Here is a 15,259-nt window from a genome sequence, read left to right as displayed (position 1 = left end):
CTTGATTGTGTGAGTTATAAAAATATCCTATGTATTCAATTAGTGTAATTAAAATTCACTACATATTTATTACTACCAAAATGGGTTAGTCTTGGACGCGAAAAAACCTGGTTTCTACGCAACGTACTTAACCGTACCTTTACGGTAGCTAAGTATATATTTGTTGTCAAGATTTGTCCATCTAATTTTCAATTATAGGCTAAGCGATTGACACAATACTAGCTCGCTCGTAAGGCAATCTGTTTGTCGGCACAACCTCCAGATTAATTTGCAACGAATCCAAAGCCGGATTTTCGGCTAGCAGCTTTTGCGTCAAACTCTTATTAAGAATTTCCCAGAAATCCGTTTCATTGGGATAATTAGTCAAGAAACTGTCGATGCTTTTGTAAATCGGCACAAAGTCTGGATACTCATCCTGCGTAATTCCTGGTTTGTACTGATATTTGACATCAATATTGAGGTTATTCAAACCCTGGTGATCGATCGAGTAATTAGGAAGCTTGAAATCCCATGCTTCGCCTAATTTATCATCTTGAGTGCGAGTAACGGTACTGCTGCGCTCGTAAGGCAATTGGTTGGTCGGTAAAACTTCCAAATTAACCGTCACAGACGAAATTGCCGGATTGTCAGAAAGCACTTTTTCGGTCAGATTTTTGTTGACAATTTCCCAAAAATCTGTTTCGTTCGGGTAGTTAACTAAAAGATTGTCAATGCTCTTGTAAATAGGCACAAAATCAGGATACTGATAATTTTGAATCCCGTCTTGGTACTTATAATTTACATCAATATTCAGGTTGTTTAACCCTTGATGATTAATTGGGTAATTTGCCAATGTAAAATTCCATTTCTGCGCCAGTTGAGCATCGGACGGAAAGAAAGCAATTCCTATTGGACGCTCTAGCTTGCTGTCGGGAGGCACAAAAATAGAACTGTTACTCGACCCCGGATTCCCCGATATTGGCAGCGGTTCGTCAGTTTGGCCGTTATACCGCAAAACCGCGCCGGCACCGTTAGCATTAGCGCGGTTGTCAAAGCCCGCTACAAACAAATTGCCGATCGGCGAAAAGGCCAAACTACCTACATAATTGCTACTGGGCGAAGTATCAGTATAATTGGTAGATAAAACCTTTACCAATTCCCCACTTTTTAAATTGTAGCGCCTGATATCGTTAGCAAAATCGCTGACATAAAGGTCGCCGTCAGCGGGCCCGATTGCCATTCCCAAAAGACTTGCAAATCCCTGACTCCGAGGCGAAGGATCGGGCGAAGCAAAGATACTTGACTGCCGGGTTTGCGGGTTGTAACGCAGCACCTGACTGGGGAAACTTGCGCTATAATCTGCTTTACCATTGCGAGCAACACTCCCCTGCGTTGTCACATACAAATTGCCGTCAGGAGCAAACAGTAAACCGTTCGGGCCATTCAATCCTCCCGCTTGCTGATTTCCCGAAGCAAATACATCAATAAACTGTCCTGTTTTGCCGTTATATCGGAGAATTTGGTCGCTCAAAAAACTGCTGACATAAAAATTACCGTCAGGGCCAAAAGCTAAACCGTAAGGGCGAGACAATCCGCCAGTTTCATCGACCGCCGTGTTCGGATTATCGCCCACAAACTTGTCAATAAATGCGCCCGTAATTCCGTCATACCGCAATACCGCAGATGCTGTCGGTTCTCCAGAATTTCCGGGCTTTTCGCCGCTACTAACGTAAATGTCCGACTTATCATCGCCATTGCCATCGGGCCCAAAAACGATCGTATCTGGATTGGACAAGCCGCCGCTTCCCGGTGAAATAAATTCGCCTATAAAATTGCCGGTATTGCCGTCTAACCGAAGTACATTATTTCCCCTGCTATTGCCAACTAGGAAAGTTCCTTGAGGATTGCTGGGTTGAGTGCGAGTAACTTTGCTGGTTTGGTTGTAGGGCACGTTTTGGCTTGGCAAAACGTTGAAATCTATCTTAATTGCCGCCAAGGCAGGATTTTCGCTGAGGATATTTTGAGTTAAGTTTTTATTGACAATTTCCCAAAAATCTGTTTCGTTCGGATAGGTGGTTAAAAAGTTATCAATGCTATTGTAGATTGGCACGAAATCGGGATATTCATTGGGAGCAATTCCCGGCTTATACTGGTAAGTGACATCGAGATTGAGCGTATTTAATCCTTGGTGATTGATTGCGTAGTCTTTTAAGGAAAAATTAGCATCTTCTTTGATTTGACCGGAACGACTGCGGAAAACTGTACTTGCTAGATCGTAAGGCAATATCTCCGTTGGCAAAACTTCAAGTTGAATCGTAACATCTGTCAATACCGGATTTTCATTAAGCACCTTTTCCGTCAAATTTTTGTTAACAATTTCCCAAAAATCTGTTTCGTTCGGGTAGTTAACTAGGAAGTTATCAATACTTTGGTAAATGGGTACAAAATCGGGATATTCGTTCTGGGTAATTCCCGGTTTTAATCCGTAACCAACTTTGAGTTTTAGGGTGTTTAAGCCTTGGTGATCGATGGTGTAATCTGTAAAATTGAAAGCCCAGTTTTCATCAGGAAATAGGGAAGAAGTTTGGGATAGGGTGAGTTCTGACCCGCCACCACTATCACCAACAGCAAAATCCATCCCTGTCAGTTCGTCTGTCTGAACTTGAGTGGAGACACCGGTCTGGGATTTTAGACTACTATCAACTTTAAGATTGTCGCCTCCTGACGATTGGAGGCCGAAGTCGGTGAATGGCTCAAAAAGGTCGATCGCACTACCAGTCGCAGCAGCCGGCCAATCGGGTTTTTGAGTCAAATCGTAGCTGGTATCAAATAAACCATTGGTATCGCCGACGCCAATTTTGCCGATCCGATTTAAGCGATCGAAATTACTGAATAAGTCTAGTATTTCCGCTGAAACACCCGCAATATTTCCCTGAATAGGGTTTTCTTCAAACAGTCCTGCTGTCTTAAACATAGGCTATTTTTTTTGATACACCCGCGACCTAGAATGAATTTGACTAAATTTTACACTTTTTCCCAAAAAATTCAAGGAGTTTAATAAGAAGTACCTTATCTTTTACAAGAATTTAACCTGAAATTTGTCCCCTTTCTCAATCCTCTCGTTTGCCGTTGCATCTGTATTGTTCAAATGTCAAACACTCAACAGTCAATAGAAATTTATGCCAAAAACCGGATTTCTAGTTCCCCGCGGACAAATCCTGATTTGGCATACCCCTAAAAAAGGGAAACGTGCTTTTATCCCTTGCTCTTCCCTATTTAAAATCTAAAACCGGGAAAGGTTTCGCCGCTTCCATCTGCGCCGCTAAAGCAATTAAAGTTGCTTCCGCTGCCGGTCGCCCGATAATTTGAATTCCCACGGGCAAACCGTTGTCATCTAAAATAGCAGGAAGTGCGATCGCAGGCAAACCGCTAGCATTAAACGGGGGACAAGGAGCAATCCAATTAATAATCCGCTGCAAAGTTTCTTCAAAACTCAAATCTGCCCACTCCCCAACCCGGATGGGGGAGTGCATATAAGTCGGCAAAACTAACACATCAAATTTTTCAAAGAATCCCACAATCCGCCGTGAAATCACCTGCATTTGATTCACCGCCCGCAAATATTCCCCAGCCGAAATAGTTCTTTCTAACAGCCAGCGATTCATCGGTTCCAAAGCAGGGCCTGGAATGCCGCTTGCAGCCGCCCCCGACTGCCAAATTGCGATAAACGGTTCGATTAAACCCGTAAAATCCGGGCATCCAGGTTCGACATCGTGACCCAAATCTGTCAATAATTTTACTGTTTCGAGTACCGCTTGCTGACAGGTAGCCGAAACCTCGCCCACAGGGGAAATAGTCGTAGAAAAAGCGATTCGCAGCTTGCCCTGCTTTTGACGGGAAGCCTCTAAAAACGTCGGATTTGAATCGGGTAGCCAGTACGGATCGCCTGTTGTGTAGCCTGACATCACGTCCAAAAGTGCGGCGGCGTCAGCTACAGTGCGCGCCAGTGGGCCGTTGGCAGAAATGCCGCTGAGGTAATCTCCGACAGGTGCCCAGGAAACTCGCCCCCGCGAGGGTTTAATGCCCACTAAACCGCAGCAGGAAGCTGGGCCTCGAATCGAACCGCCGCCGTCTGAACCTTGGGCGATCGCGCACAAACCCGCTGCTACAGCCGCCGCTGAGCCTCCGCTGGAACCTCCGGGCGTATAGTCTAAATTCCAGGGATTGCGCGCCGGTGGGAAACCTTCTGGTTCGGTGTAAGGTAATGAGCCAATTTGAGAGGTTGCTGTTTTCCCCAGAATGTTAAATCCCGCTGCTTTGATCCGCCAGACCACTGACTCGTCGTAGGCAGAGATGTTACCCAGCAAAGCCTGAGTGCCGTAGGTACAGGGAAGGCCGGTAACGGGTGTCAAGTCTTTAATGGCGATCGGCACTCCGAAAAAAGGTGGCAATTCCTGTGGCTTGTTTAACCCAGCTAGTTTTTCGGTTTGAGATTTAGCCAGGGCGATCGCCCGCTCGGCCGTTACAGTAAAATAACTGCCCAGCTCGGGGTTTAATCGATCGATCCGTTCCAAGTAGAGATTGACAATTTCTAAAGGCGACACTTCCAGGGTGCGGATCGACTCCGCCAACTCCAGAGCTGGAGTAAAAGCCCGATCGACAGAATTCATCGGTTTAAGTCCTTAATAGTGGGCTAAAGTATCAATTTATACTTACTGGTTGCGGAAAACTCTTTTCATTAAAAAAATTTTCCAAAAATGTAGAAAATCCATATTCCGCCGTAGAGCGAGAGCGCTCGCATCCTCCAATTGGCATAATATTTCCTTAGTAGTGCAGCATTATGACTCCCTCTTAGGATAGACTGAGTAGAACAGTCAAGCTTTTGTGCAAGACCCGCACAATGGCGATCGGCATTGTCCAACTCCCACAAATCATCTGTTCGAGTCAGCCTTCTCACCAACTTAAGGTAGCGCATATGACACAACAGCATCCGCCAGCTCCTCGCCCGCCCGTACCCGGAGCTCCCCCACTGCCCGGAATACCCCGCCCTCCAGCTCCAGGGATGCCCCCCAGAGCAGCAGGAATGCCGCCAGCACCGCCGCCCGCACCAGCACCAGCACCGCCGCCCGCACCAGCACCAGCACCAGCACCAGCACCGCCGCCGCAATCCTTCGCCACACCTAAAAACCCGAACTCTAGCAGCGGCGGATCTCCGAGTTTGAAAGAGCTAGTAATCCGAGCCAAAGAAGAAGGAGTATCCGACCTTCACCTCGGAGTAAACGAAGTTCCCCGCTTCCGCACCCGGGGCGAGATTGCCGACATCGGCTATCCACCGACGGATTTAGATACGTTTTTTGGTTGGCTGCGCGAGTGCATGAGCGATGAAGAAGTAGAAATTTTCCAAAAAACCCTAGACTTTGACGGCGCTTTCGACTTCGGCTTCGTCCGCATCCGGATCAGTTGCATGGACTCCTTGGCCGGCCCAGCGATGGTGCTGCGGCTAATTCCTGCCAAAATATTGACAATGGAGGAATTGAAACTGCCTGAGGTATTTAGGAAAATATGCGGCTACCACAAAGGGCTGATTTTGGTGACAGGCCCGACAGGTTCGGGTAAGTCTACCACCTTGGCCGCGATGATCGACTACATCAATAAGAATAAAGCCTACAACATCATCACGATCGAAGACCCCGTAGAATTCGTACACGAAAGCAAAAAATCTTTGATCAAGCACCGGGAAGTCGGCAGGCACACCCTCAAGTTTATGAGCGCTCTCAAAGGCGCTCTGCGACAAGACCCGGATATGCTGCTAGTAGGAGAAATTCGGGACAGAGAGACGGTAGAAATCGCCCTCAAAGCCTCTCAAACCGGTCACTTAGTTGCAGGAACCTTGCACACCAACAGTGCGGTTAAGACCCTGAACCGGATTCTTGATATGTTCGGGGCCGAAGAACAGGATGCCATACGGGTTTCCATTTCCGAATCCCTAGTGGCGATTATTGCTCAACTGCTGTGCAAAACCACAGACGGGAAGCGGGCTGCTTTCCACGACGTTATGATCAATACCGACGTGGTTAAGGAATACATTCTCAAGGGCCAGAATGAGGAAATCAATCAAATCATGATCAAAGATACTTATGAAGGCATGACGACGATGAATAAGTCGCTCTACGGTCTTTATCAAGAAGGTCGGATTACTGAAGAACTTTGTGTAGAGAACTCGCCGTTCCCGAACGAAATGGCTCAGATGCTCCGAGGTCGAGTCTAAAGGTGGAGTGTTAACAGTTAACAGTTAACTGTTAACTGTTAACTTTAATTGGTGTACTTCCTTGAAAGTCGATCGCCCGATTTTGCCAGAATTTTTCAAAGGTATTGCGCTGTTTACACCCGGGGGAGACTTAATCTATTGCATAGACTCCCGCAAGCAAACTCGGTGGCACTTGCAGTTGTGCGTAGCTCTACAGGAGATCCTCGGTTTGTCGGAACCGCCGCATTTTCTCATACCTTGCTATACCGCAACCGTTGACTGCTGGCTCGATCCAGGCGATCGGCAGGTGCGGGTTGCTGCCGAGGCTTATCCTCCCGTGCTGCGACATCAAACCCTGCTGAATGCCATTTTTGGGACTGGCGACTTGGTTTGGCATCCCCGCAGCGAAGAAATGTGCGAACCGATGGCGATCGCTACTTATCACCAACAATTCCCGGAACTTTGGGAAAATCACGACTTAGTTGTACAGTATGCCAGCCCCGAAGCTCGATCGGACTCGATCGGTTCGATCGTATCTCCCTCATCCTTCCCGCAATCGCAGCAGACTCCGCTTCCCAAACAAACAGCACTCACCCCACCGCCACAAACTCAAGGGTACGTTTTGCGCCTCTTTGTTTCCGGCAGCAATCCCAGCACCGAACGCACCCTCGAAACTTTACACCAGTTCTTAGAGCAATGCCTCGATCGTCCCTACACTTTGAAAGTAATTGATGTTTTAAAACATCCAGAACAAGCTGAGGCAGATCAGATTTCAGCAACTCCTACTTTGATTAAAATCTGGCCGAAACCCGTGCGGCGAATTGTCGGCGAATTGAACGATGATGAAAAAATAATTCGGCTGCTGAGATATTCGGAATTTTAGATTTGGGCGAAGATTTTTGCGATTATTTAATACTGGCGATCGCGCGTTGAGTAGCCCTGGCATTAACAACATCTAGCAATTCAGTGGTGGACGCAAAAAGTGATTTAACGCTCTACTTATATCGGTCAGTTGTTCTTCTGCCCTGCACCATAAATATAGAGGTTCTGCATCCAGACTGAATTGCTGCTGAGAGACTGCACTCGCCGCGAATCATTAGGCTAACTTACTTTGGTTGAAAATTGTGGTAAGGTGCGCCGAAGAGCACCCTACCTTACCCCAATCAATCTGGCAATCAGGATAATTGAGAACGGTGCCTGATGTGAAAAAGGTCGATCGGCTCAATCAGGAAGACAAACATCAGGAGGACACAAACCCGTGAAATCCAAAGTTGTGACTTCCAGCGTATCCAACTCAACTCGCCGAATCACATGATTGTTCGTATCAGCAACAAACAAGTGAGACCCGATCGCGCTCAACCCTGAAGGTTCAAAAAATCGAGCCTTAAGACCTTTAGCATCAACCAAACCTGCTGTACCGTCTCCAATCATCGTTCTGCACGTACCGCCCCGGTGGTCGATCCGCTTAATTTTGTGATTGTAAGTATCAGCCACCCAGAGGTAATTTTGAGCGTATTCAACACCCAAACAGTGCTGCAACCTGACCTCATCGGCGCGACCATCTTTATCCCCAAAACCAAACAATTCACCGCTACCGCAAACAGTACGCACCTTCGGGTCTTCATCAATACCCACAGCGCGAATCGAACTAATTTCGCTATCAGCAACAAACAACTCCGATCGATCCGTCGCGAGGCCGCTGGGCTGAGAAAAAGCAGATTCTGCAAGACTCCCGTCAACACAGGATTCTCGGCCAATACCCGCATAAGTGCCGATCGTACCAGTGTCTAATTGCATTTCCCAAATTTGGTGCGAACCCGCCATTGCAATAAAAAGTCTATTTCCAACTCTTTCTAAATCCCAAGGCGAGTTCAATTTGGTTTCTAAACCCTTGCCGCTGCCCGGTGCAATTTCGTGACTTTGTTCCCCGGTACCAGCAACAGTTTCCACTCGTTGAGTCGTAAAATCAATTTTTCTGAGAGCATGATTTTCCGTATCAGCAACATAAAGAATTTGACTTTCTGCATCAAAAGCCATACCTTGAGGTGCAAAAAACTCCGCCTCTTCAAAGCCCCCATCGGTTAAACCCGGTTTGCCGGTACCGATGACGTGCAGCACATCGCCTTCGGTAGTGCTCACAACAATTCGGTTATGTCCCGAATCCGCAATAAACAAGCAAGAACCGACCAAGTTTTGTTGAACCGAGTTAGCAGGCCCGGGCAATACAGTTTCATCTACAAATTCATTATCCTCAGTCATTTCGCCCAAAAGAGCTTCATGTTGGTGAAGGTGTTTTGCCTCCGTTGCAGTGATGGCAAATGCCAGCACTTTACCGGGAAAAGCCAGCGGGGTTGATAGAGGTTTGCGCTGTTTTTCTAAGCGAAAACTGAGTTGTTTAAAGTTAAGTGCATTTTTATCTTTGTATTCAGCAATTAACTTACCAACTAACTCGTCAAGTGCTTCTCTATTGCCTTCGCCGGAAACAAAGCCAACGACATAACTTTCTGGATCGATCACCATTAAAGTCGGCCAAGCGCGAACCGCGTAGCTTTGCCAAACTTTCATGCCGCTGTCAACGATTACAGGATGTTCGATATCGTAGCGGAGGATAGCTTGGCGGATGTTTTCTACTTCTTTTTCGTTTTCAAATTTGGCCGAGTGAACGCCGATAACCGTAAGGGAATCTTTATATTTTTGTTCGAGGTATTTTAAGTCGGGCAGAACGTGCAAGCAGTTGATGCAGCAGTATGTCCAGAAGTCGAGGAGGACGACGCGCCCTTTTAGAGATTCAATGGATAAAGGTTTTTCGGTGTTCAGCCAGGGGTAGTTTCCGGGGAATTCTGGTGCTCTGACGCGGGGCATGGCATCTCCTTGGTAGGGGGTGAATGATTTTTTTACTTCTTTAATTTAGCGGGAAGTTTAGCGGCATGGGGAAAAAGCGGGTTAAACCTGGGCTTTTGGAGACAGCCCAGATGGCTGTGGCAAAAGAGGGGGGCAAGGGATGCGATCGGGCCTCACTGTCCTTGTTGCGTATAAATACTCAAAAAATCCCTCTGTAATTAACATCTAAAAATCTTAGCCAAGATGCTTGACATTTCTGGAGGGCAAGTTTAAGCTAGGTCTAGGAACCTTAGCCAAGGTTTTTAGGAAATAGCAAATGTCCAAAATTATCTACGATCTTATCCAGCGTTTTGAGGTAGAAGACGGGGTACCCCGCCTGATTGCAACCAATATTCAAGTTATTGAAGGTGGCCAAGATTTGATGTCTTTGGCTATTAGTTTGTTAAAGGAACTTGGTTTCTACGAAAAGTTTGAGGAGAAGCGAACCTCTCAATATATAGGATACAGAGTTAAGAAGCCAGGGAAAGGGGATAAACGTTATCAACTTGTTTTTCAAGAGCGAAAGGATAGTTTGTTTATTTCTATTCGTCAAGATCTCTTAGACGAACATATACTCAGCTTTAAGTATTGGACCTTGGTAGAAGTAGAACCTGAACTTACAGCAGGAGCAATCTGGGTGTTACCCAGTAAAAAAGAGCTTTTTTTAAATTTAATCGATCCGCGGTTCTCTAGCCTAATAGAAGGGAAAACAAGGGGAAATTTTTATATAAATGAAATTATAGAACAACTAATAGACTATTCTGATATACCACAAAAAATTAACGTTTCTTTTGCTTCCTGTAAACGCACAATTCTCAATATTTCCCTTAAAGAAAATGAAAATTTTCCCCTTGAAACATTAAGTAATAGGGACAGCTACGTCATACTCAGGGAAGATAAACTGTTTCCCTACGCATGGCAAGTATCTATCAGTTCAAGAGAAGTTCTAGAAGAGTTCCTTGGTCACTTTGCAAAAATTATCCTAGAGGCACAATAATGTCTGTCAAAGCCAAAAGACTTGTTAACCCTTACGAAGAAAGAATGCTTGAGTTCCTTCATACCTGTGTAGATAACAACTATAAAATCCATACACAGGTTAGCTTATCCCAAATTTGCGAACAAGTCAGCAACCTTGACTGGGAACTAAAAAAGTTTTTATTTAGCAGTGCTGTGGATGCTCTAATCACAGACTTGAATTACAATCCTTGCCTAGTAGTAGAGTTTCAGTCTCAATACCACGATAGCCCAGAAGCCAGAGAGCGCGATCGCAAAAAAGCTACTTTACTTGAGTTTGCCAAAGTTCCCTTAATTTATTCGCGGGTAAAAAAGTGTGGTTTGTTATATCTCTCCTCTCAAGATAAAGAAGTAGTTTTCAATTTATTCACAGGACAAAACAGAGAAAATGCCCAAGGGCTAATCACGCAGTATTGCAGGGAATCAGTCGCGCCTCAAGTCCCGGCTATAGCTTGGTAACTAGGAATAGTTAGGTTATTTATGTCCGAAAATACCAAGCTAATTAATATATGGCTTCTGGGCGGGTTCACCAACAATACACTCTTCTTGCTTCTCCCAAATTTTATCCTTGGTTTTCCCTGCGGTTATTTTCCAAAATAACCAATACTCCGTTAATTTTGGTCGGTTCGATCGCGTCTGTCATTGAGTTAACCCACAGATTAATATTCTGCGGTTCTCCTTGCAATGGCAATAGAACCAGATTGGGGTAATATTGCTCTCTATCTCGATCGCCTTCGGGTAACAAAGCAGCATTTAACCATTGACTAAAACTATCATTCTCGATTTTAATTAAATCACCCAAAGATACACCCTCTACGACTTCTCCCTCGCTAGCACCTAGCAATTGTTTAGCTCGCTCATTAGCGGTAATAATGTTACCTTTTTCATCTGTCGTTATGACGCCACTAGGGAGCGATCGCACTATATCTTTATGTCTGTTTTCTTGTTGTTTGACCTCGGAAAACAGGATAGCGTTTTGCAGGGCGACTCCTGCTTGGATGTTAAACGCCTTCATAAATTCCATGTCGGTTTGATTGAAACTCGCTTTCCACTGTTCGGGGGCGTGCGGCCAATCTTCGGGGTTGTAGGGGGGGAATTCTCCTTTTCGTTTTTTATTAACTAATTGGGTGACGCCAATCAATTTGTGGTTGGAGTTAAACACCGGCATACACAGCATACTGCAAGTGCGATACCCCGACTTTTGATCCACTTCTTTGGAAGTTGCAGCGCGGGGATCGTCGTACACGTCAAAGGGAATCAACAGCGGTTCGCCGGATTGAGCCACAATACCTGCAAAACCGGCGGTTCTGGGTATGCGAAGTTCTTTAAGATCGCCGGCGATCGGGATTTTCGTCCACAGTTGATCTTTATCTGCGTCAAGTAGCCACAAGATACTGCGATCGGCTTGCATCAGTTCTTGGGCCTGATCCATCACCCGCTTCAAGGTATCATCTAAGTCTAAACCGCTCTGAGAAAGAGCGTTAACGGCGTTCATCAGCGCTGTCGCGGCCCGTTGTCTTTGACTTGCGGCGTAGAAAGATTTGGACGACTCTACAACTAAGCGAATGGACGAGGCAAATTCTCTAAAATTTTCTTCGTCTGCTTGAGTAAACCCAACCTTGTCAATCTGTTCGCTTAAAGTACCATAATCTTTGTGGTTCGGCTTGAGTTTATTAATGAGTTGAACTACTGCGATTAACTTGCCTGTTTCTTCGTCTATCAGGGGCATCGCCAGCATTGTATAACAGCGATATCCTGTTCTTCCGTCAATTTTTTTGACGTTGACAGAACGTGGGTCATCATAGAAATCATAGGGAATATTTACAACTTTTTTCTCCGTGGCTACTTCTCCCGCAATGCGCAGATTAGCGGGAAATCTGATCTCTAAATTTTTGCCATTTTCGTCTTTAGCTACAACTGCCCACAGTTCATTTTGCTCTTTATCAAATAGAAAAATTGTGGTTCTATCTGCCTTCAACAATTCCCCTATTTCTAGAGTAATCTTCTCCAACCTTTCATAAATGACTGCATCAAATACTCGCTGGTCAATCATATTATCTAGGTAGGACAGGATGAGTTTTAGAATTTCACGCTCTTGATGTCCTTCGCAACAAATATTTTTCATACTTACCGAGAAGCTCTCTTTCTTTAACACATCTAAAATACTCATATAATAACTCCTCTGATAATTTTTATGAGGTATAGTCCAGAGATAACTATCAGTAAAAATAGTTGAAAGAGGCAGCTATCTCTGCGGTGAACGCTACCTCCAGATTCGGAAATCAATCTAACAGCAACCGCCGCCGTTATAATGCCAAGTCGAATCAGTAATTAACACCTTATTGGGCATTAATCCCCCCAACTTCCCAGCAGTTTTATCGCATACCGCCGCCGGCACGCCCCGCTGCAAAACGTGACCCGCCCCGTCATCAAACAGCTCTTCAGACCCCGCATAAATCGCAGTCTTGCCAGTGAAAATGCAAGCTCCATCATCGGGTACAGGCACTTTGAAAGACACCGAATCCAGGCTTTCTAACAGCAAATCCGCATCTAACTGATAATTGTGTTTGTCGAGCAATCGGTAAGGACGGCGCGCCCGCACTTCGACTTGCCCAAAACCAACGTCTACAAGGTGTTGAACGTATTCTGCGTATGTCAAAGCGCCCGACAAACACAAGGCCCGCAAGCGTTGGTCTTCTTTCAAATGCTGCGGAATGGGGCGAGTTGCGATCGGATCGCTCATCAACAACCTGCCACCGGGTTTTAAGACCCGATAAGTTTCTTTTAATGCTTTAGCTAAATCCGCAGGTTCAAAGATATTAAACAAGCAGTTTTGGGCGACAACATCTACAGAAGCATCCGGCACTGGCAACGCAAAAGCATCGCCTTCACGAATTTCCACAAAACTCGCATCAAACCAATCATTTTCTTGGGCGGCAATTTGCAAGTTTCGTGCAGCCGCTTCTCGCATTGCTGGAACCGGATCGACGGCAATTACTGCTCCCTTTTGTCTAGAAAAATAAGCAAATTGCAGTGCTTCTAAACCGCCGCCGACGCCTACATAAAGCACGACTGGATTGCCGACAAGTTCGGCGGCGTGGACTGTTGTACCGCAGCCGTAATTCATTTCTTGCATTTGTTCGGGAATTTTTAATCCTGGCAATTGCAAGGGACTGCTTTGGACGCAGCAAAGTCCGATTTGGGGTGTTTCGGCAACATCGCTGTAGAATTGGGCTGCTGTTTCTAGGTAGGTCATTTTTGGGTTTCCTTTAATTTTTGACCGCAGATGCAGCACGGGCGGGACGCCCATGCCACGAAGAAGCTCAGAAAGATTTTGTTACGTGGCAAATTCGACTTTTTGTTCGGATTTTGGCTGATTTTCGGGTTCTAAAACTGTTTTTTCGGGAGCAGCTAAGTTGGGGGTTGGCTGGCTAGGAGTTTCTGTGGTAACTGGTGGCGCTGTCGGTACAAGATTGGGAGATTGTTCTGGTATCGTAGGAGCGACTACTTTTGGTACAGGAGCTTTTTTTGTTATTTCTGGCAGAGTTGGGGAATCTGAAGGAGTAGCAGGTTCGACAACTTGACGCAAAAAGTTGCGAAACCGATTGTAGTATCCTTTATATTCCTGTTTTTTTGCTTCGGGAGATGCTGTTGCTGTGGGTTCTATTATTTTAACAGGAACCACAACTGTGGGGGTTTCTAACTGTGGAGTTGCTGTCGGCTTCGGTTCTATTACTGGAACTGGTTCTACAGCTTTTGATGATTCTAATTCTGGAGTTGCTGTCGGCTTCGGTTCTATTACTGGAACTGGTTCTACAAGTTTTGGCGCTTCGAGTTGCGGGGTTGCTGTTGGCGTCGGTTCTATTATTTGAACCGGAGCAACTTCGGGAGCAACTGTTGGCTCTAAGCTGGGTTGGGTAACTGGGGTTTCTGGAACCGCTGGTGAGGGTTGGACAACTGGTGTTTTTTCTAATGCAGGTGTCGGTTTCGGTTCGGGGGTTGGCGTTGGTGTGGGCTCGGGGGCTTGGTAGGCGCGATCAACTATACCGCGAGTTTCTGCTACTGTTAGTTCGCCTCGCAGTAATTTTGAAAGAGTGTCTTGACCGAGCGGTTCGTAATTTATCAGTCTGACTGTATTATTAAAGGCGTTTTTGACGATTTTTCCCCGTTCGTCAATTAATTCTAGCTGTAGCCAGTTTTTCCCTGGTTTGAATCCTTTAAGATATATAGGTTGCCACTGGTCGATCGCAAAGCTTTCGCCGTTGACTGTGGCTCGAATTTTCCAATCGAGTATTTCATCTTGGGAATTTTCTTGCGCCACTTCGTGCAGGGGGGCATTTGTCAAGTAAAAGTCGAGCAGGATGGGTTCTGCCCCGTAGCTGCCTTGGGGGCTGTTGTACGTTAATAAGGGCAATGTTCGATCGGGATTATTGTCGTCTGTTTTGGTAAAAACGTGAAAGGTGGTTTGGGCCGCCGCACCTTCGTTTTTAAAGCTTTCTTCCCAAGGGCGAGCGGCTAACACCTGCAGGGTATGGGTTCCGGGTTCTAAGTCCGAGAGCGTTAAAGGTTGGTTGATATCGTAAACTTGTGCATAAGGTTGGTTATCTAATAAAACTTGCAGATGGGGGCCCAAACCCAAGTTTGGATCTTTGAAAATGGGCAAGCCCTTAACTTGGAACTGAACAGGCACATTTGTATCCTGAAGCACTTCGTCAGGTTTTGGATTCAAAATACTAATTTGAGGCTGGTAGATTTCTAGAGCCTGACGCAGTTGTTGAAGGGCTTCTGGGGGAGAAACCTCTGAGATTCTGTTCATCTGGGCGGTATCTGAGCCGCTCTTGTTCCCTGATTTGGGCAATTCGGGATGGCCCGCGCCACAGCTTGCTAAACCCAAAATTAATACTGCTGCTGCGAACAATGCCAGCAGCCTGCCCGCAACCGTTCTGTGCCAATTGATGCCAATCACGCAACCATACTCCTAGAAGCCTTCTCATAGGGAACTATAGCCCAAAACCGAATTTAGTATTTGGGAATTGCCGATCGGGAATTCGGGAGGCTCGTAGGAACCCGGATTGATGTTGCAGGGGGAACCCATCCTCTCAGACTATTAACTCTCGCAGCCGTTGTCCGAAACATTTC

At 46.0% G+C, this 15,259-nt stretch carries 9 protein-coding genes and 1 pseudogene; 4 read left to right on the top strand and 6 right to left on the bottom strand.

The window, feature by feature from the left end; translation table 11 throughout:
- Positions 1-199: 199 nt before the first annotated feature.
- Complete coding sequence (locus tag QUA54_RS24840; protein ID WP_333416730.1) at positions 200-2,953, bottom strand: NHL repeat-containing protein; 2,754 nt, start codon at positions 2,951-2,953, stop codon at positions 200-202.
- Between the two features lie 298 nt (positions 2,954-3,251).
- Positions 3,252-4,649 (bottom strand): amidase, encoded by a 1,398-nt coding sequence (locus QUA54_RS24835; protein ID WP_333416729.1) that lies wholly within the window; start codon positions 4,647-4,649, stop codon positions 3,252-3,254.
- Positions 4,650-4,954: 305 nt separating this feature from the next.
- Between QUA54_RS24835 and QUA54_RS24830 the strand changes: the two genes are divergently transcribed.
- Both QUA54_RS24830 and QUA54_RS24825 read left to right on the top strand, forming a co-directional pair.
- Positions 4,955-6,247 carry a type IV pilus twitching motility protein PilT gene (locus QUA54_RS24830; RefSeq protein WP_333188569.1) on the top strand — a complete coding sequence of 431 codons (1,293 nt, stop codon included), beginning with the start codon at positions 4,955-4,957 and terminating at the stop codon, positions 6,245-6,247.
- 61 nt (positions 6,248-6,308) lie between these two features.
- Positions 6,309-7,109: a circadian clock KaiB family protein gene (locus QUA54_RS24825; RefSeq protein WP_333416728.1), complete on the top strand. Its 801-nt coding sequence runs from the start codon at positions 6,309-6,311 to the stop codon at positions 7,107-7,109.
- Positions 7,110-7,447: 338 nt separating this feature from the next.
- Here QUA54_RS24825 and QUA54_RS24820 read toward each other — a convergent pair whose 3' ends face one another.
- Positions 7,448-9,088: a thioredoxin-like domain-containing protein gene (locus tag QUA54_RS24820; RefSeq protein WP_333200952.1), complete on the bottom strand. Its 1,641-nt coding sequence runs from the start codon at positions 9,086-9,088 to the stop codon at positions 7,448-7,450.
- A gap of 295 nt (positions 9,089-9,383) precedes the next feature.
- Here QUA54_RS24820 and QUA54_RS24815 point away from each other — a divergent pair, with 295 nt between their 5' ends.
- Positions 9,384-10,103 (top strand): hypothetical protein, encoded by a 720-nt coding sequence (locus tag QUA54_RS24815; protein ID WP_333416727.1) that lies wholly within the window; start codon positions 9,384-9,386, stop codon positions 10,101-10,103.
- Complete coding sequence (locus QUA54_RS24810) at positions 10,103-10,579, top strand: DUF2726 domain-containing protein (RefSeq protein ID WP_333416726.1); 477 nt, start codon at positions 10,103-10,105, stop codon at positions 10,577-10,579. The genes QUA54_RS24815 and QUA54_RS24810 overlap by 1 nt, the downstream gene beginning before the upstream one ends.
- A 109-nt stretch (positions 10,580-10,688) precedes the next feature.
- On the opposite strand, the pseudogene QUA54_RS24805 reads toward QUA54_RS24810, so the two are convergent.
- The 3 genes and pseudogenes from QUA54_RS24805 to QUA54_RS24795 all read right to left on the bottom strand — a co-directional run.
- A pseudogene (locus QUA54_RS24805) lies at positions 10,689-12,287 on the bottom strand (GAF domain-containing protein); the annotation flags it as partial.
- A 120-nt stretch (positions 12,288-12,407) separates the two neighbouring features.
- Positions 12,408-13,376 (bottom strand): arsenosugar biosynthesis arsenite methyltransferase ArsM, encoded by a 969-nt coding sequence (gene arsM, locus QUA54_RS24800; RefSeq protein WP_333416725.1) that lies wholly within the window; start codon positions 13,374-13,376, stop codon positions 12,408-12,410.
- 81 nt (positions 13,377-13,457) lie between these two features.
- A complete protein-coding gene (locus QUA54_RS24795; protein WP_333416724.1) occupies positions 13,458-15,086 on the bottom strand; it encodes a hypothetical protein in 1,629 nt (542 codons plus the stop codon).
- Positions 15,087-15,259 lie beyond the last annotated feature (173 nt).

This window comes from Microcoleus sp. MOSTC5 (assembly GCF_036701825.1).
Lineage (GTDB): Bacteria > Cyanobacteriota > Cyanobacteriia > Cyanobacteriales > Microcoleaceae > Microcoleus > Microcoleus asticus.
The sequence above is the reverse complement of the archived record's forward strand: the minus strand, read 5'-3'. Positions and strand labels throughout refer to the sequence as shown.

Bases quoted from the DNA above. Each gene is read 5' to 3' on its own strand.
- QUA54_RS24840 (WP_333416730.1), bottom strand. From the start codon at position 2,953: ATGTTTAAGACAGCAGGACTGTTTGAAGAAAACCCTATTCAGGGAAAT.
- QUA54_RS24835 (WP_333416729.1), bottom strand. From the start codon at position 4,649: ATGAATTCTGTCGATCGGGCTTTTACTCCAGCTCTGGAGTTGGCGGAG.
- QUA54_RS24830 (WP_333188569.1), top strand. From the start codon at position 4,955: ATGACACAACAGCATCCGCCAGCTCCTCGCCCGCCCGTACCCGGAGCT.
- QUA54_RS24820 (WP_333200952.1), bottom strand. From the start codon at position 9,088: ATGCCCCGCGTCAGAGCACCAGAATTCCCCGGAAACTACCCCTGGCTG.
- QUA54_RS24815 (WP_333416727.1), top strand. From the start codon at position 9,384: ATGTCCAAAATTATCTACGATCTTATCCAGCGTTTTGAGGTAGAAGAC.
- QUA54_RS24810 (WP_333416726.1), top strand. From the start codon at position 10,103: ATGTCTGTCAAAGCCAAAAGACTTGTTAACCCTTACGAAGAAAGAATG.
- arsM (WP_333416725.1), bottom strand. From the start codon at position 13,376: ATGACCTACCTAGAAACAGCAGCCCAATTCTACAGCGATGTTGCCGAA.